Annotated in this window: 23 protein-coding genes; 8 read left to right on the forward strand and 15 right to left on the reverse strand. The window is 55.7% G+C overall.

The features are described 5' to 3' along the window. Position 1 precedes the first annotated feature (1 nt). Genes pcaH through BXY66_RS11520 form a run of 4 tightly spaced genes read left to right on the forward strand, consistent with a single transcriptional unit; the run spans position 2 to position 3,305 of the window. Entirely contained in the window at positions 2 to 730 is a 729-nt protein-coding gene (gene pcaH / locus BXY66_RS11505) for a protocatechuate 3,4-dioxygenase subunit beta (RefSeq protein ID WP_132860244.1), read from the forward strand. Next, positions 730 to 1,350 carry a protocatechuate 3,4-dioxygenase subunit alpha gene (gene pcaG / locus BXY66_RS11510; RefSeq protein ID WP_132860245.1) on the forward strand — a complete coding sequence of 207 codons (621 nt, stop codon included), beginning with the start codon at positions 730 to 732 and terminating at the stop codon, positions 1,348 to 1,350. Before pcaH ends, pcaG begins: the two co-directional genes overlap by 1 nt. Positions 1,351 to 1,367: 17 nt before the next feature. Next, a complete protein-coding gene (locus tag BXY66_RS11515) occupies positions 1,368 to 2,198 on the forward strand; it encodes a 3-oxoadipate:acetyl-CoA acetyltransferase (protein ID WP_132860246.1) in 831 nt (276 codons plus the stop codon). Positions 2,199 to 2,243: 45 nt separating this feature from the next. Next, positions 2,244 to 3,305 carry a 3-carboxy-cis,cis-muconate cycloisomerase gene (locus BXY66_RS11520; protein WP_132860247.1) on the forward strand — a complete coding sequence of 354 codons (1,062 nt, stop codon included), beginning with the start codon at positions 2,244 to 2,246 and terminating at the stop codon, positions 3,303 to 3,305. Between the two features lie 33 nt (positions 3,306 to 3,338). On the opposite strand, the gene BXY66_RS11525 is transcribed toward BXY66_RS11520, so the two are convergent. The 15 genes from BXY66_RS11525 to BXY66_RS11595 all read right to left on the reverse strand — a co-directional run bounded on the left by BXY66_RS11525 (position 3,339) and on the right by BXY66_RS11595 (position 19,323). Then, positions 3,339 to 3,791: an SRPBCC family protein gene (locus tag BXY66_RS11525; RefSeq protein WP_132860248.1), complete on the reverse strand. Its 453-nt coding sequence runs from the start codon at positions 3,789 to 3,791 to the stop codon at positions 3,339 to 3,341. Positions 3,792 to 3,901: 110 nt separating this feature from the next. Next, the gene (locus BXY66_RS11530; protein WP_132860249.1) at positions 3,902 to 4,681 is read right to left on the reverse strand and encodes an XdhC family protein; all 780 of its coding nucleotides are present in this window, start codon (positions 4,679 to 4,681) and stop codon (positions 3,902 to 3,904) included. Continuing rightward, positions 4,678 to 5,865, reverse strand: coding sequence for a vWA domain-containing protein (locus BXY66_RS11535; RefSeq protein WP_132860250.1), 1,188 nt, complete (start codon positions 5,863 to 5,865; stop codon positions 4,678 to 4,680). The genes BXY66_RS11530 and BXY66_RS11535 overlap by 4 nt, the downstream gene beginning before the upstream one ends. Further along, positions 5,862 to 6,740: an AAA family ATPase gene (locus BXY66_RS11540; RefSeq protein WP_132860251.1), complete on the reverse strand. Its 879-nt coding sequence runs from the start codon at positions 6,738 to 6,740 to the stop codon at positions 5,862 to 5,864. The genes BXY66_RS11535 and BXY66_RS11540 overlap by 4 nt, the downstream gene beginning before the upstream one ends. A 53-nt stretch (positions 6,741 to 6,793) precedes the next feature. Next, entirely contained in the window at positions 6,794 to 9,220 is a 2,427-nt protein-coding gene (locus BXY66_RS11545) for an aerobic carbon-monoxide dehydrogenase large subunit (RefSeq protein ID WP_132860252.1), read from the reverse strand. Next, positions 9,217 to 9,711: a (2Fe-2S)-binding protein gene (locus tag BXY66_RS11550; RefSeq protein ID WP_132860253.1), complete on the reverse strand. Its 495-nt coding sequence runs from the start codon at positions 9,709 to 9,711 to the stop codon at positions 9,217 to 9,219. Before BXY66_RS11550 ends, BXY66_RS11545 begins: the two co-directional genes overlap by 4 nt. 11 nt (positions 9,712 to 9,722) lie before the next feature. Further along, positions 9,723 to 10,577: an FAD binding domain-containing protein gene (locus BXY66_RS11555; RefSeq protein WP_132860254.1), complete on the reverse strand. Its 855-nt coding sequence runs from the start codon at positions 10,575 to 10,577 to the stop codon at positions 9,723 to 9,725. 144 nt (positions 10,578 to 10,721) lie between these two features. Further along, positions 10,722 to 11,840: an MHYT domain-containing protein gene (locus tag BXY66_RS11560; protein WP_132860255.1), complete on the reverse strand. Its 1,119-nt coding sequence runs from the start codon at positions 11,838 to 11,840 to the stop codon at positions 10,722 to 10,724. Between the two features lie 60 nt (positions 11,841 to 11,900). Continuing rightward, positions 11,901 to 12,911 carry an aldo/keto reductase gene (locus BXY66_RS11565; RefSeq protein ID WP_207911307.1) on the reverse strand — a complete coding sequence of 337 codons (1,011 nt, stop codon included), beginning with the start codon at positions 12,909 to 12,911 and terminating at the stop codon, positions 11,901 to 11,903. Beyond that, positions 12,901 to 13,941 (reverse strand): zinc-binding alcohol dehydrogenase family protein, encoded by a 1,041-nt coding sequence (locus BXY66_RS11570; protein ID WP_132860257.1) that lies wholly within the window; start codon positions 13,939 to 13,941, stop codon positions 12,901 to 12,903. The genes BXY66_RS11565 and BXY66_RS11570 overlap by 11 nt, the downstream gene beginning before the upstream one ends. A 4-nt stretch (positions 13,942 to 13,945) precedes the next feature. Next, the gene (locus tag BXY66_RS11575; protein WP_132860258.1) at positions 13,946 to 14,704 is read right to left on the reverse strand and encodes an SDR family NAD(P)-dependent oxidoreductase; all 759 of its coding nucleotides are present in this window, start codon (positions 14,702 to 14,704) and stop codon (positions 13,946 to 13,948) included. Then, on the reverse strand, positions 14,701 to 16,212 hold the full coding sequence (locus BXY66_RS11580; protein WP_132860259.1) for a sugar ABC transporter ATP-binding protein: 1,512 nt from the start codon (positions 16,210 to 16,212) through the stop codon (positions 14,701 to 14,703). Before BXY66_RS11580 ends, BXY66_RS11575 begins: the two co-directional genes overlap by 4 nt. Continuing rightward, complete coding sequence (locus BXY66_RS11585) at positions 16,209 to 17,183, reverse strand: ABC transporter permease (protein ID WP_165929160.1); 975 nt, start codon at positions 17,181 to 17,183, stop codon at positions 16,209 to 16,211. The genes BXY66_RS11580 and BXY66_RS11585 overlap by 4 nt, the downstream gene beginning before the upstream one ends. A 55-nt stretch (positions 17,184 to 17,238) precedes the next feature. Further along, complete coding sequence (locus BXY66_RS11590) at positions 17,239 to 18,231, reverse strand: sugar ABC transporter substrate-binding protein (protein WP_165929161.1); 993 nt, start codon at positions 18,229 to 18,231, stop codon at positions 17,239 to 17,241. A gap of 42 nt (positions 18,232 to 18,273) precedes the next feature. Next, complete coding sequence (locus BXY66_RS11595; RefSeq protein WP_207911308.1) at positions 18,274 to 19,323, reverse strand: enolase C-terminal domain-like protein; 1,050 nt, start codon at positions 19,321 to 19,323, stop codon at positions 18,274 to 18,276. A 283-nt stretch (positions 19,324 to 19,606) separates the two neighbouring features. Between BXY66_RS11595 and BXY66_RS11600 the strand changes: the two genes are divergently transcribed. The 4 genes from BXY66_RS11600 (at position 19,607) to BXY66_RS11615 (ending at position 23,314) form a co-directional block, all read left to right on the forward strand. Next, positions 19,607 to 20,413: a helix-turn-helix domain-containing protein gene (locus BXY66_RS11600; RefSeq protein WP_132860263.1), complete on the forward strand. Its 807-nt coding sequence runs from the start codon at positions 19,607 to 19,609 to the stop codon at positions 20,411 to 20,413. A gap of 123 nt (positions 20,414 to 20,536) precedes the next feature. Next, the gene (locus BXY66_RS11605; protein ID WP_132860264.1) at positions 20,537 to 21,316 is read left to right on the forward strand and encodes an ATP-binding cassette domain-containing protein; all 780 of its coding nucleotides are present in this window, start codon (positions 20,537 to 20,539) and stop codon (positions 21,314 to 21,316) included. Between the two features lies 1 nt (position 21,317). Continuing rightward, positions 21,318 to 22,310 carry an ABC transporter permease gene (locus tag BXY66_RS11610; RefSeq protein ID WP_132860265.1) on the forward strand — a complete coding sequence of 331 codons (993 nt, stop codon included), beginning with the start codon at positions 21,318 to 21,320 and terminating at the stop codon, positions 22,308 to 22,310. 92 nt (positions 22,311 to 22,402) lie between these two features. After that, on the forward strand, positions 22,403 to 23,314 hold the full coding sequence (locus tag BXY66_RS11615; RefSeq protein WP_132860266.1) for a sugar ABC transporter substrate-binding protein: 912 nt from the start codon (positions 22,403 to 22,405) through the stop codon (positions 23,312 to 23,314). The last annotated feature ends 12 nt before the right edge of the window (positions 23,315 to 23,326 follow it).

A 23,326-nucleotide genomic window follows, 5' to 3' on the forward strand; every position in this document is an offset into this window, starting at 1 on the left:
GATGGACAACTTTGCTGAATACTACCAGCGCGATCGTGAGTGGCAGCCCTCTGCCTTGTCTTCGGGCTACAAGACCAGCGTCGCACGCTCCCCACAATACGCGCTGATCTCGCTAGAAAACACTGTAAGCGAGCTTACAGGACCGCGGTTCGGGCATGCCGACATCGATCCGTTGGACAAAGACCTGATTCAAAATTTCGCAAATTCAGGAGAGTCTCCGATCGGCGAGCGGATCATCTTGCATGGAAGGGTACTGGATGAAAACAGGCGCCCGGTGCCAAACGCGCTTGTAGAAATCTGGCAGGCAAATGCTGGTGGTCGATATCGGCACAAAAAAGACACCTATCTCGCGCCTATTGATCCCAATTTTGGAGGGTGCGGCAGAACGCTGACTGACGAACAAGGGTACTATTTCTTCCGAACTATCAAGCCTGGAGCGTACCCGTGGCGCAACTGGGTCAACAATTGGCGACCAGCGCACATTCACTTCTCGGTATTTGGCGAAGCATTTGCGCAGCGTCTGGTTACGCAATGCTATTTTGAAGGTGACCCATTGATCGACAAGTGCCCAATCATAAAGACGATTCCGGACTCCAAAGCCATCGACATGTTGGTGGCGCCGCTTGACCTGAACGCATCAGTCCCCTTGGACAGCCTCGCTTATAAATTCGATATTGTTTTGCGCGGCCGCCGCTCAACCTTGTTTGAGAACCGGCTGGAGGGGAACTAATGGCGCAGGACTTGGACTACCTCAAGGAAACGCCTTCTCAAACTGCAGGGCCATACGTTCACATTGGACTTGCACCGGGTGCCGCCGGATTTGACATCTACAGGCGAGAGCTCGGCGCTGACATTGCGGGTCCTAACGCCCGCGGCGAACGCATTCGCATCGAAGGATCTGTGATTGATGGTAGCGGAAGCCCGATCAAAGACGTCCTAATAGAAACATGGCAAGCGAACTCAAAAGGACTGTATGTCGACCCCAACGATAGTTCCGCAGTCGAGGACGGCTTCAGCGGATTTGGCCGCGTCATTTCCGATTTTGAAACCGGCAAGTGGGCCTTTGAGACAATAAAGCCAGGATCGACGCCAGGTCGAAATGGAAAAGTTCAGGCCCCGCACGTCTCGATGTGGATTGTGGCTCGCGGCATCAACATTGGCCTTAATACTCGCCTCTATTTTGAGGATGAAACGGACCTGAACGCTACAGATCCGGTCCTCAACCTGATCGAACCAGAAAACAGACGTGCAACTCTCTTGGCGAAACGCTCCGAAACCAAAGGAAAGACAACCTATCGTTTCGACGTCGTCCTCCAAGGCTTGAACGAAACAGTTTTCTTTGACATTTGAACGCGGAGTACTCCGAAATGGCAAAACCCTGCATTCTTTGCGTCGCTATCACGGGCTCGGTTCCAACAAAGGCCGACAACCCAGCGGTCCCGGTGACCGTCGCAGAGCAAATCGAAAGCACCCATGAAGCCTTCGAAGTTGGTGCCAGTATCGCCCATTTACACGTCCGCAACGATGACGAAACGCCGAGCAGCGATCCTGAAAAATTCGCGCTGCTCAAGGAAGGTTTGGAAAAACACTGTCCAGGAATGGTTATCCAGTTTTCTACTGGTGGGCGTTCCGGCGCAGGGCGAGCTCGTGGAGGCATGTTGCCATTGCGACCGGATATGGCGTCTTTGTCGGTTGGATCCAACAATTTCCCCACACGGGTCTATGAAAACCCGCCAGATCTGGTGGATTGGCTGGCAAGCGAAATGAAAGCCTACGGAGTGACACCGGAAATAGAAGCCTTCGACCTCAGCCATGTATTGCAAGCTATCCGAATGCATGGCGCAGGTGTTTTGCCGGGCAAACTTTATGTGCAATTTGTCATGGGCGTGAAAAACGCCATGCCAGCAGACAGGGAAGTTTTTGAATTCTATCGCAAGATATTAACCGAGCGGGCGCCACAGGCCGAATGGTGTGCGGCAGGTATCGGGGCTAATCAGATCGCGGTCAACGAGTGGGCCATTGCTGCGGGAGGTCACACTCGTGCCGGGCTGGAAGACAACGTGCGCTTGAACAAGAACGCGCTGGCGCCGTCCAACGCCGCCCTTGTCCAACGCGCTGTTACCCTTTGCGAGAAATACGAGCGACCCGTAGCAACTTGCGAACAAGCTCGGGAAATGCTCGAGCTGTCCCCAACGTAAATTTCACTTCAAACAATTCAAACCACTCGTCTCAAAGGCCTTTAAATGACAGACGTATTCACGCATCCATGGCTTGGCGGTCTCTTTGACGACGAAGAAATTCGGCAAGTCCTGAGCGCTGAAAACTCCCTTTCGGAGATGATTGCAGTCGAAAACGCCTATACTGAGGCTCTTGCCGAAACAGGAATTGTCCACAAGGCAGACGCGGCCGAAGTGAGAAAACATCTATCAAAAGCAGCGGTTGGAATTACCGCTCTCCGAGACGGCACAGCCAAAGACGGGCTCGTTATTCCAACTCTGGTCAGCGAGTTGGCCAAGGGACTTCCGGATCGCGCCCGAAAAGCACTCCACAAGGGGATGACCTCTCAAGACGTCATTGACACAGCTCTGGTTCTATCCTTGCGCAGGGTCCTGGAAATCTTCGAGCAAAGGCTAACCCATGTCCTCTCACAGTTGAGCAGACTGGACTCCTCCTTCGGTCAAAATGACTTGATAGGACGAACGCGGATGCAAGCCGCGTTGCCCATTCAAGTCGCCGATCGTCTGAATGGGTGGAGGGCCCCCTTTGAAAGCTGCACCAATCGATATCCGGGCATACGAAAAAACCTTTTGCGCCTCCAACTTGGTGGAGCAGTCGGCGATCGAACCCCTTGGGGAGAACATGCCGATCAAGTGGCCAACATAATGGCTGTTAAACTTGACCTTGAAAACGCGGCTCCATGGCACACTGACCGTACCGCAATTGCGGACTTTACGAACTGGCTTTCGCTGCTTACAGGGGGCGCCGGAAAAATTGGTCAGGATTTGATGCTTATGTCGCAACAGGGGATCGATGAGGTTACCCTTTCAGGCGGCGGGAGCTCCTCCGCAATGCCTCACAAGCAAAACCCAATACAGGCGGAAGTTTTGGTAGCTCTGGCTCAGTACAACGCGATCCAATTAAGTGGAATGCACATGGCGTCGCACCACGAACAGGAACGTTCAGGAACTGCGTGGACACTGGAATGGATGATTTTGCCACAAATGGTAATGGCGACCGGTTCCGCGCTAATGACCGTCTCAAAATTACTTGCCAACATAGAGAGGCTTGGAACGGCCAGTGGCTAAGCCACCGGCCGATCGCTTTGTTCCGTTTCGCTCCTAGCTGACCGCTTCTTCGGTCATAACATCGGAAAAAGACTTGAAGAACTTTGCAGCTAACTTTTTAGCCGTACTTTGAATTAGGCGGCTGCCAAGCTGTGCCAGTTTTCCACCAATGGCCGCTTTGGCCTCGTAGCGCAAAATCGTTCGCCCGCCTTCAGCTGTCAGGGTGACGTCTGCTCCCCCCTTGGCATGTCCTGCCGCGCCGCCATTGCCTTGGCCGGAAAGGGAAAAAGCGCTTGGAGCGCCTTCTGTGTTCAGAACCACCTCGCCAGAAAACTTGGCTTTTACAGGGCCAACTTTGAGAACGACTTTGGCTTCCAGCTCGTTCTCAGATTTTTTGATCAACTCCTCGCATCCAGGTATACAACGCTTCAATACCTCCGGATCATTGAGCGCCGCATAGACTTCCTCGATTGGCGCCTCAATTGTGATTTCATCAACCAACTCCATGGCTTGTCCTTTCTTTCGTCAACAACAGGGGAATTTGATTTTGGCCAGCAGCTCTGCCTGCTCCTGGGAGGGCGCACAGCGACGGGCAAGACGGTGCAACAGATTACACATCACGATCCCCTTTCGACCGATTGGCGGCGGTGCTGGATCAGCTCGCCCAGGATAGAGAGCGCGATTTCTTCGGGCGTGACCGCACCGATGTCCAAACCTGCCGGGGCAGAAACGCGGGTGATGTCCACTTGGGCGATGCCAGCATCGGCAAGTTTTGTGGACAGCGCGGCGAATTTCTTGTGGCTGCCCACAAAGGCCACATAGCTGGCGTCTTGGGTGAGCGCGTTTTTGAGCGCGTCAAGGTCCCCCTGCCCCTGCGTGGCAACCACTATGGCGCGCAGTTTGCCCGAGAACGCGGGGGCGTCGCCAGAGCGCGACACAGACCAATGGAACTGGGGCGCCAGTTGCGCGAGCGCCTCGGCAACCGGGGATGTGCCCAGCACCGCAAGCTGCGGCATGGGCAAGCATGGCTCAATAAAGATGTCCACCGTGCCGCGAGAGGGGCAACCGTTGCGGGCGTAGGTCACGCCGTCCACCATTGTCCCAGCGCTGACGCCGATTTCATTGAGGAAATCTTCAGGCGCAACTGACACAAGCTGCGGCGCGCCAGTAGCGAGCGACTCGAGCGTTGCGCGGCGTACAGCCCCCCGCGTGCAACCGCCCCCAAGAAACCCCTGCAGTATGGTGCCGTCCGCGCCGATGATCGCCTTAGCGCCGGGTTTGGCGGCGGTGGTGCCTGCGGTGCGCACGATGGTGGCAAAAGCAAAGGGTTCGTCTTTAGCGCGTAGGTCAGTGGCGGTCTGGGCGAGGTCGGTGGACAAAAGCTCGGCAGGGGTCATAGGGTCACAAGCTCCATTTCCAAAGCCGCCAGATCGGCCAGCGTGTTGGCAGCGGCAAATCGATCAAGGTGCGGCAAGGCAGCGGCCATGCCCGCGGCAACAGGTTGGTAGTCGCGCCAGCCTTTGAGGGGGTTAAGCCAGATGATGCGGCAGCCGCGTTTGCGCAAGGTTGCAAGGGCGGCGTCGATATGCGCGGGCGGCGACGTGTCGTAGCCATCCGAGAAAATCATCACAACTGAGCGGCCATCTACAAACTTGCGAGCGTAGGTGTGGGCGAAAGTATCGAGGCTCTCGCCAATTTTTGACCCGCCGCCAAAGCCATCCGCCATCAGAGACATGCGGCCAATAGCGCGCATGGCATCTTTGTCGCGCAACGCTTCGGTGATGCGCACAAGGCGGGTGTGGAACAGATAAGCGTCGGCGGTGAAATCGCCTCGCATGAGGCCCGCCAAAAAGGCGAGATAGACCTGCGCGTAGACGGTCATGGAGCCCGACACATCGCAGAGCGCGACGATTTTACGGCTGCGATCCGGACGTTTGCGCTGGATCAGCCGGATCGGTTCGCCACCCGTGGCCAAGCTGCGCCGGATGGTTTTGCGAAAATGCAGGCGGTCGCCTTTGTTGGCCGCCACACGGCGACGGGAGCGCCGGTCGCGTAGTGCAAGCCCGAGCCGTCGCGCAATAGCCTCGGCTTCGGCAATGTCTTCGGGCTGTATCAGGTCACGCAAGTCGCGACGTGAGAGGTTGCGCATCTCTGTGGCGATGAGCTTGCCTTCGCCATCATTCTCAGCCTCACCTTGCCCTGCCTCGGGCGCAGTGGCATCCCCTGCACCACCGGCGTCTTCGCCTTTGGCGTTGCGGGAGGAATGCACGCTGTCGTCGCCTTTGCTTGGCGCCGTCCTTTTCGGCATGACCTTGGTGCGCACGCGGCCTGCGTCCATCCAAAAGCTATCAAACAACGCGTCGAACTGTTGCGCATCGTCTTTGCAACCCGTGCAAATGGCTTTGAGCGCGCGGCGGGTTTCAGCGGGCTGGGCCGCGTCCACATAGGTGAGCGCGGTGAGGGCCGCTTCGGTTTCCTGAACCCCAAGGCGCAGGCCGTTTTCGCGCAGATGCGCCATGAACCCTGCCATGCGCGCGGTGGCACCCGGGTCGCGGCCAGCAAAACGGGTGACACGGCTCATGCGGCCTTCCCCGCGATCCGCTGCGCCACCTCGGTCGTGATATGCGCGCGGTCGCTTTGCGTTTTTAGCAAAGTTGTGAGGGTGGCTTGCAGCGCGGCGGGGTCGGCGGTTAGGTCAGCAATGCCCAACCCCATGAGTGCTGCGGCGAAGTCCAGCGTTTCGGCAATGCCTGGCACTTTTTCCAGGTCTTCTTTGCGCAGGGTTTGCACAAAGCCAATAATCTTTTCTGCGAGGCGTGTTTCAATTCCGGCGCAGCGCGCTTGCAGGATTGCCAATTCTGTTTCGCGGTCGGGGTAGTCAACATAGGCGAACAAACACCGGCGGCGCAGCGCGTCCGACAGGTCACGTGTACCGTTGGAGGTCAGGATTACGGTGGGCACCGTGGTCGCTGTGATGGTGCCCAGTTCAGGCACGGTGATTTGGTAGTCTGCTAGGATTTCCAGAAGGAAGGCTTCGAACTCCTCGTCTGCGCGATCAATCTCGTCGATCAGCAGAACCGGGGCTTGCGCCTGCGTGATTGCTGCCAGCAAAGGCCGCTCCAGCAAGTACTCACGCGAGAATATGCGGTCTTCGACTTGTTTTCCGGTTTCGCCCGCTTCTGAACTGGCGCGGATGGCGAGCAACTGGCGCTGGTAGTTCCATTCGTAAATGGCTTGGGCCGCATCTAGACCTTCGTAACACTGCAGGCGGATCAGTTTGGTGTTTTGAGCCGCCGCCAACACACGCGCGACTTCGGTTTTGCCCACGCCAGCTGCGCCTTCAAGCAACAAAGGACGCTGCAGTGACAGGGCGAGGTGCAGAGACACCGCGAGATCATCGGATGCCACATAGTTTTCCGCCGCGAGGGCAGATTGAAGGTCGGTCCAAGAAGTCATGAGAGCCTCGATGCGTCGGGGCGCGCGCGATGCCTGACCGCGCGCGCCAATTTTTACCCGTGCAGACCAAGCCCGTTGGCGGTCTTCCAAATCCGCCAGTGGTCATGCGGCATGTGCGTGTGGCGTAGGCCAAAGGCGCGGAAGGCGTCGTTCACGGCGTTGGAGAAACAGGGCACTCCGCCCACATGAGGGCTTTCGCCGACGCCCTTCGCCCCAATTGGGTGGTGCGGACTTGGCGTCACGGTGTGATCTGTTTCGTAGTTCGGCACCTCCCACGCGGTGGGCAGGAAGAAGTCCATCAGCGTGCCGGTCTTGACGTTGCCCATGTCATCATAAGCAATCTCTTGCCCCAGCGCGACGGCCAGAGCTTCGGTGAGGCCGCCATGCACCTGCCCTTCGATGATCATCGGGTTGATGCGTGTGCCACAGTCGTCCAGCGCATAGAAGCGGCGGATCTCGGTCACACCGGTGTCCACGTCGATGTCCATGACGCAGACATAGGCACCAAACGGATAGGTCATGTTCGGCGGATCATAGTAGCTGACCGCCTCGAGACCCGGCTCAATGCCCGGAATAGCCTGATTATATGCGGCGAAGGCGATTTCCTTCATCGTCTTGAACTTCTCAGGCGCGCCTTTGACCACAAACCGATCCACGTCAAACTCGACATCATCGTCGTGCACTTCCAAGAGGTAAGCCGCAATCATCTGCGCCTTGGCGCGGATTTTACGACCAGCCATCGCTGTGGCTGCACCGGCCACAGGCGTGGAGCGCGAGCCATATGTGCCGAGACCATAAGGCGCGGTGTCAGTGTCGCCTTCCTCAATGGTGATGCTGTCCGCTGGCAAGCCAATCTCGGTTGCGAGGATTTGCGCAAAGGTGGTCGCGTGGCCCTGTCCTTGTGAGATGGTGCCGAGGCGCGCAATCGCGGAGCCAGTTGGGTGGATGCGGATTTCGCAGCTGTCAAACATCCCGAGACCAAGAATGTCGCAATTCTTGACCGGACCTGCACCGACGATTTCGGTGAAATGCGTCAGGCCAATTCCCATCAGCTTGCGGGTTTTGCCCGCCTTGAAGTCCTCGACCCGCTGCGCCTGTTCCGCGCGCAGACCGTCATAGTCCACTGCCTTCAGCGCCTTGTCCCACGCGGTGTGGTAATCACCGGAGTCATACTCCCAGCCTAGCGCGGATTGATACGGAAACTGCTCCTTTTTGATGAAGTTGATCCGGCGCAGCTCGGCCGCGTCCATGTTCAACTCTATCGCGAGGATCTCGATCATCCGCTCGATGAAATACGCCGCCTCGGTCACGCGGAAGGAACAGCGGTAGGACACGCCCCCCGGTGCCTTGTTGGTGTAGACGCCATCCACTGCCAGATAGGCGGTTGGGATGTCATAAGACCCGGTGCAGATGTTCATGAATCCAGCCGGGAATTTTGTTGGATCGGCGCAGGCGTCAAAGCCGCCATGATCCGCTGTGGTGTGACACCACAAGCCGGTGATCTTGCCCTCCTTGGTGGCGGAGATCTTGCCCTTCATCCAGTAATCGCGGGCAAAGGCGGTGGTCATCAGGTTTTCCATCCGGTCTTCGACCCATTTCACCGGAACGCCGGTGACGATGGAAGCGACAACAGAGCAGACGTAACCGGGGTATGCGCCCACCTTGTTGCCAAAGCCCCCGCCAATGTCTGGCGAGATCACTCGGATGTTGTGTTCCTCAATGCCGGAGATGAGGCTGACCACGGTGCGGATTGCATGTGGCGCCTGGAACGTACCGTGTAGGGTCAACTTACCGTTCACCTTGTCCATGGAGGCAACGCAGCCGCAGGTTTCCAACGGACATGGGTGAGTACGGTGGTAGTAAACCATCTCTTCGGCCACCACATCGGCCTCCTGAAGCACCTGTTCGGTAGCGTCTTTCTCGCCCACTTCCCACGTGAAAATGTGGTTGTGATGTTTGCGCGGACCGTGTGCGCCATCGGGCAGCGAGCCACCCTCGCCAAGCAAGTCTTCGCGCAGAACCACATCAGACTCCATAGCGGCAAAGGGATCAGTCAGAACCGGCAGTTCTTCGTACTCGACCTCGACCAGTTCCACGGCGTCCGCTGCAATGTAGCGGTCTTTGGCGACAACAAAGGCCACTTCTTGACCTTGGAACAGCACTTTGCCATCGGCCAGCACCATCTGTTTGTCGCCCGCCAAAGTAGGCATCCAGTGCAGCCCCAACGGCGCCAGATCTTCGGCGGTCAAGACGGCGATCACGCCGTCAAGCGCCAAGGCGGCGGAGGCGTCAATCGAGACAATTTTTGCGTGCGCGTATGGCGAGCGCACGAAGTCGCCCTGCAACATGCCGGGCAACTTGATGTCATCGACGTAGTTGCCTTTGCCTTGGGTAAACCGGGCATCTTCGACCCGTTTGCGCTTGCAGCCCATGCCGCCCAGCGCGTCGGCGCGTTCCTCGCGGGATAGCTCCTTGTTCATTCTGCCGCCTCCTTGGCTGCATTCATCTCGCTCGCGGCGGCGAGGATGGATTTCACGATGTTCTGATAGCCGGTGCAGCGGCAGATATTACCCGCCATGCCAAAGCGCACTTCTTCCTCAGTTGGGTTCGGGTTTTCTTCCAAGAGCTTGGACGCGCGGGTGATCATACCCGGCGTGCAGAAGCCGCATTGCAGCCCGTGGTGCTCTTTGAACGACTCCTGCAACACGTGCAGGCTATCGGGATTACCAAGTCCTTCGATGGTGGTGATGTCGGCCCCGTCGGCCTGCGCCACAAAGACGGTGCAGGATTTAACCGATTTGCCATTCAGCGTCACGGTGCAGGCACCGCAGTGTGAGGTTTCGCACCCGATGTGCGGACCGGTAATGTTCAGCCGTTCGCGCAATGTATGGATCAGCAGTTCGCGTGGTTCGGCCAGAAATTCTTGTTCCTCACCGTTCACGGTCATTTTGATGTGTTTCTTATTGGACATGTCTTTCTCCCTCAGGCCCGCGACCAGGCTGTTTCGATGGCGCGGCGCAGGATGATGGTTGCGGCGTGGCGTTTGAATTCGACCGGGCCTCGGTTGTCGTCGGTCGGGTCGATGTCACCCAGCATGGCGGCAACGGCGGCGGCGATGGCCGCGTTGTCCAAGGACGTGCCCACCAGCGCCTCGGCGGCGGCTTCGGACCAGATAGGCGTGTCGCTCAGGTTGGTCATCGCAATGGAGGCCGCAGCGCATGCGCCATCTGTCTTGGTGATCAGCACAGCAGCAGCAGCAGTGGCATAGTCGCCGATTTTGCGTTTCTGCTTTTCGTAGGCGTAGCCGCCTTTGGGCGCAGCGAAAGACACGGCAGTCAGGACTTCATCGTCCTCCCGGTCGGTCATATAAGCGGCTTCATAGAAGTCACGCGCGGCGACAGTACGCTCTCCATCTGGGCCTACCAATGTAAATGTGGCGTCGAGGCACTGCATCAAGCCAGGCATGTCATTGCCCGGATCGCCATTGGCGACATTGCCTCCAACCGTGCCCATGTAGCGCACCTGAGGGTCGGCAATCTGCAAAGACGCCTCGCGCATGATCGGCGCAGCGGCAGCGAGCGAGTCGTTGACGATAATGTCGTGTTGAGTGGTCATGGCTCCGATGATCACACGGTCACTCTCGACGTTTATGCCGGACAGTCCATCAACGTCTTGCAAATCTATCAGGTGGGGAACATCTGCCATCCGAAGCTTCATCATCGGAATTAAACTGTGTCCGCCCGCAATAACACGTGCATCGTCACCGTGCTCCTCGAGCACGGCTAACACTCCGGCCATATCTGTCGGCCTGTAGTATTCAAAGGCAGCTGGAATCATTGCCTCTCCTCCCTTCAGCAATATTTCTGGCTGGGAGGAGGCTGCGTCCGCGACTAACCTAAATCTTCACTTAGCAACTTGTTTTCGCGACTTTTGCACGAAATGCGCCTGAGCCTGCACGAACTGCGCCTGATGCGGCAGCTTTCACCCGAAGGCGGATTGCGCGTCTTTCAAATTTGACCGACTGACCGGAACGGGTGGCAGGTTGTTCTCGCCAAATGTACACTGACCCTTGTCCTTGCCTCGCTCGAAACGAACGACTTTTTGAGGGTTTACGAGATAGCTTCGATGAACCCTTAGAAACCCAGTCGGCACGAGCCGCTTAACGGCTTCTGTGATGGGCCAGACGCAGAAGTACTTGTCTGTTGTTGTATAAACCTGGGTGTAATGCCCATCAGCACGCACGAAAACCACGTCTGGCGCCGCGACGAAAACCTTTCCGCCGTCGCGCTCACATGGGATTCGGACAATCGCAGGTTCGTTGGCGGTTTGTGAGTCTTTCGCAGAATATTCGGGGGTGAAAGTCACCTCCTGAGCCATTCCACTATGCGCGGGCTCAAGGTAGGTAGTTCCGACCCACAAAAAGGCGCCGAAGATTACAAAGCTCGACAAAATCACACCTACCGCCATAACCTCGTTGCTTATCACGGGGCCGAATTCCCGAATGTTTTCTAGCGCGACAAAGTTGGTCCCGCTCATGGCAAGGAAATGCACCGAGAAAACAGCAGCACCGAAGCAAAAGGTACCGATGACAATCGTCCTGTTGGAACGCACGCTGTAGGCAACTCCAATTGCTAAAATGCAGAGAGCAATCGCCAAAATGGACGATCCTATCACCCCTGCCCCAGTATAAATCGGGCGACACAACTGCATGCCTGCCATACCCACATAGTGCATGGTCAATATCCCAGCCCCAACAATTGCACCCGATGCGGCAATGGTCATTCGTGTTCGTGGAAAGAAGTGCAGCAACACCAACGCCAGAGCGACCATCAGTATTGCTATGAGGGCAGACGCCAGGGTAATCGCTGCGTCGTAGTAGAAAAGAATAGGCAACTTTAGACCTAGCATCGCCACAAAGTGCATCGACCAAATGCCGCCCCCCAGCGCGATTGCACCCAAGGCGACAGCCAGTTTCCGTTGTGAAACTGACTTTTCAGATAGATCGCGCGTCAGCGACAACCCAGTTGCACCCGCAACGAGCGCCACGACGAATGATACGGCGACTAGCCACGGGTTATGTCCGAAGTCCAAGAATTCCATAGAGCGGACAATGCAGCAGCTAAATGTATTATTCAATCTTGGGCTGGAGCGCGAGCGAACTTACCCGTTTTTGGTATCTTCCGGAAAACCTGTGTGTTCCGGTTTACACACCTGCGATTGCGCCTCAAATTTCGCTTCGAGGGCGCTCCATAATTCCTCGGGAATTTGATGTGACCAGGACCTCAGATTTCTGGAAACGGAAGAAACCTTGGACGTGCCCAGAAGTGTCGACGCCACTAGCGGATGGCGCGCCGGGTATTGAAGCGCTGCGCTTGCGAGCGGAACTTCGAACCGCGCGCAGATTGCTTCCAGTTCACGCACCTGTTCCAACACGTCGGTATTGGCCGGGGCGTAGTCAAAAAACGCTCCCTCGATGGCTCCGGTTGCCAGAATTCCGGAATTGTAGACGCCGCCAATTACGATACCGACATCGTGCGCCGCACAAAGTGGAAAGAGTCGCTTGGTCGCGGACTGGTCGAGCAAAGTATATCGGCCGGCGAGCAGGATCAAATCCAGATCCATCCGACCGACCAGATCCTCGCAGATTCTTGTTGTGTTCACGCCCAAGCCAAAGGCCTTGATAACACCGCTTGATTTGAGCTCGACAAGTGCCCGCTGGCCACCTTCCAGAAGACTCGAGATGTGCTCCGGCGTGTCGGTGCCAACAGCTGGATCACCTATGTCGTGCACATAGAGAATGTCGATACGATTTAGACCAAGGCGCTGAAAACTACCCTCAACAGACCGCATGATGCCGTCATATGAGAAGTCGAAATGTTGTTGGAAAGGCAATGGGTTAAAGAACCCGTTTGTTGGTGTCCTGGGATATCTATCCGGCGTGAGTATTCGGCCTACTTTGGTGGAAAGAAGCCATCCGTCCTTGTCTCTCAGAAAATCGCCTACGCGCCGTTCAGACATTCCATTTCCATAGTGTGGCGCTGTGTCGAAATACCGGAAACCTTCGTCCCAGGCTGCTTGAAGGACCTGTCGGGAGCCAGCCTCGGAGATTGGATGGTATAGACCGGCCAGAGCCGAGCAACCGAAGGAAAGACGGTGACGCTCATCCAGCATAAGCATCCTCCTCGGATAGCCTCACAATCAGCTTAGTGATCTTTGACGGCATAGCATCCCACATCTCAAGTGCTTGATTTGCCTTCGAGAAAGGGAAGACTTGAGTGATGGTTTCGTCACACGGATACGCGCCGCTTTCCACGAATGAGACCACATCCTCGAAATCTTGCTGTAATGCACCACGTGAGCCGAGGACGTCCAATTCCTTGGTCAGGATCAACTTGGTTTCATAGGTGACCGGAGTATTTGCATAGCCAATATAGACAACGCGCCCGACCGGAGCGACAACGTCGACGCAGGCGGTGAAGGTTTCCGCGAGGCCGACAGCCTCAATGGCCACAGGAACACCACGGTTTTCCGTCAGGCTGTTCAGCGTCGGTATTACGTCGGTATTACGACTGTTGACCACATGGGTTGCTCCAACTTTCTTTGCGACCCCAAGTTTGTCATCGTCGATGTCGATCGCAATCACCTCGGCGCCGCGCCGAACGCAACCGGCAATCACACCAAGGCCAATGGCACCACATCCGAACACGGCCACAACTTCGCCCTTTGCGACTTCGGCTCGGCTTACGGCGTGGAAACCTACGGCCATCGGTTCGATCAAGGCCAAGTGGTTCAGATCGCTAACGCTGGAAGTCACAATCCGCTGCCACGGCACGGAAATCATATCGGTCAGCGCACCTTCGCGCTGGACTCCCATCGTTTGGTTGTTGCGGCAGGCATTTATCCGCCCTGAAACGCAGGCAGGACAGTTGCCACAGTTTTTGTAGGGATTGAGAGTGACAGCCTGTCCGACGAAGAATTTCTCGGGCACATCTGCACCGGTTTCTACAATGGTCGCCGCAATTTCATGCCCGGGTATACGCGGATAACTCACCAATGGGTTTCGCCCGCGGTAAGTGTTGAGATCCGACCCGCAAAGGCCGATCCGCTCTACTCGCAACAAGATGTCACCTACCCCGGGTACGGGAACATTGGCAGTCCCAAAACGGGTTTGGCCCGGGCCGTCGATATAAAAAGCGCGCATTGTGTCAGAATCCGGAGACTGCGCCACCGTCCACGGCCAACACCTGACCTGTGACGAATTTCGCGGCGCGAGATGAAAGATAAGTAGCGGCCCATCCAATGTCTGATGGCTCGCCCATGCCACCCAAAGGTGTTCGGGAAAGGATCTTTGCCTTGCGAGGTGGGTCATTGTTGAGCGCGGCGTCCGTCATGGCTGAACTGATCCATCCCGGCGCGATAGCGTTTGCTCGGACACCCATTGGGCCGGCCTCCGCAGCTGTGCCGCGCACCAATCCCAAAACGGCTGATTTAGCCGCAGTGTATCCGATCACCTGCGGGATCGAGAGGTAGGATGCCATTGATGCAATGAAGAGAACGCTGCCCTCTCTCTCCGCCAGCGCTGGCAAGGCCAGACGTGTTAGATTGAACGCGGCGAGCACGTGGACATCCAAAACACTCTGAACGTCAGCTTGCGAGGTTTCCAAGAGCGACTTTTTTAGGTGATTGCCCGCATTGTTTATCAGAATGTCCAGACCGCCAAACATGTCGACACAACAATCAACCGCTGACCGACAAGCGGCCTCGTTCGTCACATCGGCTACGAAGTACCTCGCAGAATCGCCAAGCTGTTCGACCGCTGCTGCAAGTTTGGACTCGGTTTGACCGATCAACAGAACACGGGCGCCGGAATTTACAAAACACTGAGCAATTCCGAACCCGATGCCGCTACCACCTCCAGTGATCAGCGCGATCTTGCCATCAAGATCAAAAGGCGAACCGGTCATGCCATTAGCCTCCCGATTTCGCGGCTGACGTCCTCGTAAGGTAGGCCTGAAGTTGCAATTCCATCCACTTCGCCCGTAATGCGCTTTTCCTTGAAAACAAGAATACGGGTCGCGAGAGAGATCATTTCAGGCATGTCAGAAGATATCAGAATGATGGACTTACCCTGCTCATTCGCAAGGTCCCAAATGATCTTGTGAATCGTAGACTTGGCACCGACGTCTACGCCGACACTGGGTTCATCAATAATCAGAATGTCGCAATCGGCGGCCAGCCATTTTGCTATAGAAATCTTCTGCTGATTGCCACCTGAGAGATTTCCGACAAGCTGATCCACTCCGGTTGCACGCACATCGAGAGCGTCCATCATCCCGTCTGCCATCTCGCGTTGACGCCTTGGGTCGATCTTTCGGGAAATGGCATTACGCAAGCGCTTCCAGATCGTGATTGTCATGTTGGTTTCGATATCAAAGTCGAGAAAAAGCCCCTCTTCTTTGCGGTTCTCCGAAACATAACCGATGCTGTTCTTGCGGATGCTCTCCCCAACGCTTTTTGCATGGATTTCCAGCCCATCCTTGAACAGTTTTCCCCGTGTTTTGGGGTAGTGACCAATAATGGTTTTGGCCAACTCGGACCGCCCAGCGCCGACGAGCCCGTAAAAACCCAGGATCTCTCCTTTGCGCAGGTCGAAACTGGCGTCTTCTATGAGGCCGTCCGAGGTAACGCCATTGGCTCGCAGTGCGATAACAGTGTCATCGGCAGTCAAGGCCCCGAAGTTCTCTAGTTGGATGCGACGGCCGATCATCATTTCGATGATCTTTTCCTTGTCCATCTCCGCAATCGGGCGCGTGCCAACATGTCGACCGTCACGTAGCACGGAAACCATATCGCAGATCTCCAGAACCTCTTCGAGCTTATGAGAGACAAAGATCATGGTGATCCCCTTGTCCCGCAATTCGTGGATCAGCTCAAAGAGCTTTGCGACCTCGTTGGCGGTGATAGATGATGTAGGTTCATCCAACAGGATCACTTGTGCCTCGCGGCTGAGCGCCTTTGCAATTTGCACTAGTTGCTTTTGCGCCGCGCTCAATCCTCCGATCGGCAATTCCGGATCGAGGTGCAGACCTACTCTTGCCAGATACTGGGCAGCGTCACGGTTCATCTGCGCCCAGTCCAGACCGCCGCGTTTGCGATAGATTTCAAGCTTGTCCATCATAATGTTTTCCGCGATCGAACTCTCGGAAAAGACTTGGATTTCCTGATTAACAATGGTGATACCGGCGGCCATACCTTCCTTGAGCGACCCAAGAGACAGCTTCTTACCATCCAGTGAAACGCTGCCTTGATCAGGTTTGTGGATTCCACAAATTGCCTTGATCAGCGTGCTCTTGCCGGCGCCATTTTCGCCAAGAAGCGCGTGCACGTGCCCTGGTTCGAAAGTGATTGAAACATCATCCAGGGCTTTCACCCCCGGAAAGGACTTGGAAATGTTGGAAAGCGCCAAGGTCATTTCTTGCGACCCTTCCGCGCCCAGATTTCACGGCCTCGATCCAAAAGGATCGTCAGCAGAATGATTGCGCCGAGGAAGGCTTGTTCAAAATAGACGTTGGCTTGCACGAGAATGAGGCCGTTCTTGATCAGCACCATGATCAGGCCACCGCCAAAAAGACCAATTGCCGTTATGCGCCCCCCTTGCAACGCCGTTCCGCCAATAATCGCAACCGCGAAGGAAATGATCAGCCAGTTTTGACCAATGGCAGGTTGGGCTGTGCCAAGACGGGAGACCCAAAGAAGACCGCCAACGGCGGCAAAGAATGCCGACAAAAGGTTCGCGCCCATGATGACGCGATGGGTGTTGATACCGGAAAGTTCCGCGGCTTCCTGGTTAGAACCGGTCGCCAGAAGTTGCCGCCCGAATACGGTATAGCGGAACATGTACCAGACGACGGCGAGTGTTCCGAGCATCAGATAGAAGAGATAAGGCAGGCCCATGAATTTTCCGCGCCCGATGGTGACAAATTCCTTGGGGATGCCGCGATAGGAATATCCTTCGGAGATACCGTAAACGAAGCCCGTAAAGATAAAGAGCGTGGAAAGCGTAACGATAAAGGAGTTGATGCCCAAAGTCGTCATCACGAAACCGTTGAACCATCCGCAAAACAGCGCGACGGCCATGGCTCCTGCGAGCGCAGCGGGAAGCGGAAGTCCCATCGTGTCCACAAGATACCCAAACACAACGGCTGTCAGGCCTGCTATGGCCCCAACAGACAGGTTCATGTTGCCTGTCACCAGCATGACAGCCTGACTAAGCGCGACAAAGATGTAGAGCGACTGCGTCCTTGTCAGGTTGAAAATATTGTATTGCGTCAGAAAGCTGTCGGAAGCGAGCGTGAACAACAGGATCAGCACGCCGGCGGCACCAAGGATGCCGGCATCTGCGCCAGTGATCACTTTGCCGGATTTCAGGGTTGAGAGAGCCACGTTTATTTCCTCAAAGGCAGAAAGGGGCGGCGCGTATTTGGCCGCCCCAGTGGGTTTATTTCTGAAGGTACTCGGTTTCCAGCGATGCGATGATCGATTTGGTCAGTGCCGAGATGTCGTCCTGATAGGTGTCGATGTTCGCCGCCGTCACCGGAACGACACCGGCGTCAATTGCATGTACGCCGTCGCGTTTGGTATAACCTTCGCCCATCAACTTAAGCAAAACCATCGGAATGTAACCGTGACCGTAAGGGTTTTGTGCCATCGTCCCATCGATGTGGCCGGCGCGGATCGCGTCCATAACAACGGCGTCTGTATCGATGCCGAAGAAGTGGATCTTATCGCCGCCGCCCTCATGGTATTCCGTCAGCAGTTGGGCAATCGCAACTGTCGGGGTGTATCCGGTCGCGATCATGCCATCGATCTTGCCGATATTGGCCGCGATGGCGTTCTGTACCTTTTCGACACTGTCCTCGATTGAAGAAAGGTCGCCGACTGTCTGAATGATCTGTACGTCAGGGTATTTCGCGACAACTTCTTCTACGCCTTCCTGTCGCAGACGGGTCGCCTCGCCGGGCACCTCAAGCACGTTGATGATGTTGCCCTTCCCGCCCATCGCCTGGATAAGCTGTTCGGTGGCGATCATCGCTGCCTCTTTCAGCTGCGTGCCAACAAAGAATTTGGCTGGTGTCGGCTGTTGCGTGGGTTGGCCGAAATCGACAATGGTGATGCCGTTGGCGTCCAGCTCCTCGTAAAGGCTGTGGGCGCCAGCCACGTCAGACGGGAAGATCGAGAAGGCGTTGAAGCCCTGTGCCGCCATGGCCGTGACGTTTTCGTTCTGATTGTCCTGCGTCCAATCCTGTCCGAGACGTTTGGTGACTTCGACGCCATAGTCCGCGGCGAACTGGTCTACTCCCTTTTGAACCTCGTCAAAATAGGGGTGCACCGTAGAGGCGTACCACGCCATTTTCATTTCTCCGGCGCTTGCGGCTCCTGCAATCAGCAGGCCCGCGAGCAATCCGGTGGTTTTTTTCACCAATGAAGTCATGAGTTCTCCTCCTCTGTTACTCATGCGGCCCTTTTCGGGCCGTTATTTTGATCGTTTGAAGCTGTTGTGGGACACACAATTGGCGTCTACGAGGTCCCAATCGATGTCTATGCCGAGACCTGGACGTTCCGGGGCATGGATGTCCCCATTGTCGTCGATGAACTCGTAGTAAGACTGTTTCATCGGAGCCTGAAATGTTTCTTCCGGCACGAAGAGCTCGAAGTAGTCGCAATTACGCACGGCGCAGCTAACATGCACGTTGGCCATATCCATCGGCCCCATGGTGGTCGTATGCAGCTCGCAATTCATGCCGTGCGCTTCTGCGAGGTGACATGATTTGAGCGTTCCCGTAATGCCCGCCTTCCAACTTACGTCCGCGCGAACCGTATTTACCGCATCCGACTTGATTGCCTGAGCAATGCCCCATGGGCCGCCCCGCGTGGTTTCCGTGCCAACGATTTCGATATCTGTCGCAGCCGTGAGCTTGGCGTATTTGTCCAACTCGTAATCGCGGAACGGCTCCTCGAACCATCGGAAATTCAACTGCTCAAGCTGCCGAGCGACCTTAATTGCCTCGCTGAGAGAGTATTCGGCAACCGGATCGGACATCAGGATCATCTCATCACCGACCGCGGCTCGAACGGCGGCGTGAATTTCCATGTCCATTTCGCTCGGGCCACAGGGGTGTATCTTATATGCCTTGAACCCTTTGGCCTGATATTTCAGCGCTTCCTCAACGTATTCCTCGACGGTTTCGAGCCACAGGCTGCTTGCATAGACGGGCAGTTTCGTTCGGTAGCTGCCTATAAATCGGTGCAAAGGCAGCTCAGCGGTCTTTGCAGCGGCATCCCATAGGGCAACGTCAATCGGCCCCGGCAGAAACACCGGAAAAAAGGCGCCGTGACGGTCGATGTTCCAAAAATCGTGCCAGATTTTTTCTCGGTCGGAGATGTTGCGCCCCAAAATGACGGGAGCGATCACATCCTTGAGGTATGCATCCGTAACAGCGCCAGATCGGGAGGCCCAGAAAGTGGCCAAACCTTCGACGCCATCGCTGGTGGTGATCTTGCCAACCCCATAGCTCCAAGGCATGGGAGCAGCTCCTTCGCGAGCCTCGTCAAATACCCCCTGATCCCTAGAGCAGATCCAGGTTTCGAACGATTCGATTATCATATTCCCTCCCGTGTCGCCGCGGCTGTCGATCTTGAGTGGTACTCGGCGATGGTAGGGACATTCTCACTCCGCAGCACACCTTGTCCATGCACCAGATGCGCCAATACTTTCATTCATGTCTTCTTTTCAAGTCTGCGCCCTTTATTTATTGACATTCACTATACTTATATTTCTCATGTGATTGCTTCCAGGAGGACAAGTGATGACATCAGACATCGGGCCCATTCATTTTGAAATCTACCATTCTGACAACTCTGACTACGGGACAGAGTGGCAAGGCCTGCGTCTCAACGATGATTATCATCGGCTATATCTGATCGCGGGAGGAGAAGCAGAAGTCGTGTTTAACGGTACGGAACGCACCCTTCTGTCCGGGCACACATATTTGTTTCCGACAACGACCAGTTTCCGATATCGCTGCCCTTCGCGCCTGCGGCTTTTGAATATCTGCTTCAAAATGACAATTGATGGAGGAATTGACGTACTGGACCTTCACCCTTGGGCGGTTGAAGTTCCGGTTATGGACATGGCTGCGACTCTGGATGCTATGACCAGAATAGATGCGTGTGTAGGCAAAGACGGCTTTTCACACCAACTGTCCCTACGGGGTCAGATCATGACTTTGCTCAGTCCACATTTTCGCGCACGCGAAACTGAGCACGACCGACGTCGACGCAAAGATGTGCAGCGTCTGGCGGGGGTGTTGCGACACATATCGGAGAATTTGCGGACCGGGGTTTCAATATCGGAACTACCTGCGATCGCCGGTATGAGCAGGAGTTACTTTTCCAAAAAATTTCTCGCGACCTACGGCATGGCGCCGCAGGACTTCATCCGCAAACAGCGGGTGGAACTGGTAAAAAGGGAGCTACACACCTCTCACCTCCCCCTCGCGGTACTGGCCGAGGATTTCGGGTTCTCCAGTGCGTCCCATCTCACAAGGGAATTCAAACACCACACGGGCTACACACCCAAAGATTTTCGTGAATTGGACAGGTTTTATGACTGAACATAATCAGCGCGAAGATCAGAAATGTATTTTAAATAAAAAAAACCGTTGACCGACTCGCAAAATGTTTTTTATGGAGTAAGAACCAAATTTAGACGTTCCGCGTCTTTCGGGGAGGACCAGATGACACAAACACTGGGTGCTAACACCATCCTGAAGGCGCGCGGCTTGAGCAAACGTTATGGCGGCGTTGTGGCCCTTGAAGACGTCGACCTTGAATTACGACAGGGCGAGGTTCTCGCCGTGGTTGGCGACAACGGCGCAGGAAAGTCCACTCTGATCAAGACGTTGACTGGGGCGATTTCTAAAACAGCTGGAACTGTTGAGATCGACGGCAAGGAAGTGCACATCGACTCGCCGTCTGATGCGAAGGCAGCCGGTATAGAAACCGTCTATCAGGACCTCGCACTCGTGAACGAGCTTTCAATAACAAAGAACATGTTCCTGGGTCGCGAAATCATACGCGAAGACCTGTTCGGGCGCCTGTTCGGGGCTTTGGATTTTCCCAAAATGGATGCGGAAATCCGCAGCCTGTTCCAGAAACTCGATATTCGAATTGCAGATATTTACCGGGAGGCCGAAGCATTCTCTGGCGGGCAAAGGCAAGCAGTGGCGCTTGCAAAAACAGTCATGTTCGGCAAGCGCATCGCAATTCTGGATGAACCGACAGCGGCGTTGGGCGTTCGGGAGAGCAAGATGGCCATGGATTTGGTCAACTCGCTGAAAGATCATGGCCTTTCGGTCATCATGATCACCCACAACATGCAACACGTGATGAACTATTGCGACCGGGTTATGGTTCTGCGGCTTGGACGGTTGGCGGCGGTAAAGGATGTCCGCGACGTCGATGGGGACACACTTGTCGGGTTGATCACTGGCGCCGTGGAAGACAGGGCCGCGTGAGATGAGTGACATGACAAACAACTCATCGAACCAAATTTCAACACCGTCCGCGACGAGCTCTGGCTTCGATGTTCTGCGTCACCAGTTCCTGCAAATCTGGCAGGTTCTTGCGGCTTTGGTGCTGATTTACCTCGTGTTTTTCATTCTATCGGAGCCTTTCCGCAGCCTAGACACCCTGCTTTCGATCTTCGGGCAGGCGTCCATTCTGGCGATCCTCGCCTGCGGCACCACTGTTGTGCTGATTTCAGGTGGGCTGGACCTCTCGGTGGGTTCGATTTTCGCTGTGGTCGGGGTCATCGTTGGAATTGCGTTGGCGGAGTACGAACTGCCTGTTTTGGTCGCTGTGATCATCGGCTTGGCAGCCGGCGCGTTTTTGGGCGCCCTGAACGGCACAATACAAGTCCTTACAAAAGTTCCGGCATTCATCGTCACTTTAGGTGGGCTGACAGCCTATAAGGGGATCGCGGAAATCCTCGCCAGCGGTCGCGACCTTTCGCGGTTTCCGGAGAGTTTTCAGATGCTTGGCTCCGGCTACCTCGTGCCAATGACCATCATGTTTGGCGTAGCATTGTTGACAGGGTTGTTTCTGACGAAAACACAACTGGGCAATCATGCGTTCGCGGTCGGAGGCAACGAAGAAGTTGCTCGGCTCTCCGGCGTCAATGTGCGCAAGAGCCGTATTTATTACTACATGATTGGTGGTTTGCTGGCGGCGACGGCAGCCATTTTGGAAGTTTCCAAACTGAACTTTGCGATGCCTGCACGCGGACAAAGCTATGAACTCTTTGCCATCGCAGCAGTGGTTATTGGAGGCACCAGCTTGTTTGGCGGGCGCGGTGGGGTTGGCAAGACACTGATCGGGATGCTGATTATGCAAACGATCATTGTTGGCCTGTCGTATCTCGGCGTCGGCACGTCCGTGCAGCGGATTGCAATCGGCATCATCATCATACTCGCGGTTTACTGGGACGTTTGGCGACGCCCTGCCCGCTAAGTCACCGAAAAACGAATTCTGATGGGCAGGAGGAGCGCCCACGGGACAAGTCCGGCCTGCGACCGGGCAACAAAATCAAAGGGAGGAGACCCATGAAACTGACAGCTCTGAAAACGATGGCAGCCACTGTTGCCCTCGGCGTATCTATGGCAGGAGCAGCGTTTGCTGCGGACCTGCGTATTGCCTACACAGGCTATTCCACCGACAACACCTTCTGGATCGGCGTGGCGAAAGCTGCCGCGGCACGGGCAGACGAAATGGGCGTAGAATTGCTCGATTTGACCGCCTCGTCTCCAGACGCAGCCGCCCAGAAAGACGCTGTGGATCGGGCGATCAACATGGGGGTAGACGGCATTATCATTGGTTCCGTAGACAACCGTGCGTTTGATGCGTCACTCGATTCAGCCAAACGCAAGGGAATTCCGGTTGTCGCTGTGGACACAGGAATTGAGCATGACCATGTCTCGAGCCTAGTTCAGACCGACAATCTCGCGGCGGCAACCATTGCCGGTGGCTATATCGTTGATCAACTTGATGCGGGCACAGTTCTCATCCTGGGTGGCAGCGCCGGACACCAAACCGGTAACGCTCGCCGTGACGGCGTCAAAAATGCGGCCGAGGCGGCAGGCCACGAAGTGATCTTCCAGATTTGTGATTGGCAGGACGCCTGTGCCTATGAAACGACCGTGAACTTCTTGCAATCCAACCCGGATATCAAAGCGATTTTTTCAGCTTGGGACCCTGGCGCGCTAGCGGCCGTATCTGCGGCCAGTGAGCTGGGAAAACTGGAAGACCTCGTAATCGTCGGCTTTGACGGCAACCCTGCCAATCTCGTCTCCATCGAGGCTGGCGAACAGGCTGCGACGATCAAACAGGACAATACCCGTATGGGCGCAGAAGCAGTGTCCAATCTGATCGGCCTGATCAAGGGTGAAAGTGTGCCTGCGTTCACACCGATCGACGGCATTCTGATCACCTCTGACAACGTGGCAGAATTCAAGTAACGCGCAACAAGA

This window comes from Shimia isoporae, from assembly GCF_004346865.1.
Lineage (GTDB): Bacteria > Pseudomonadota > Alphaproteobacteria > Rhodobacterales > Rhodobacteraceae > Shimia > Shimia isoporae.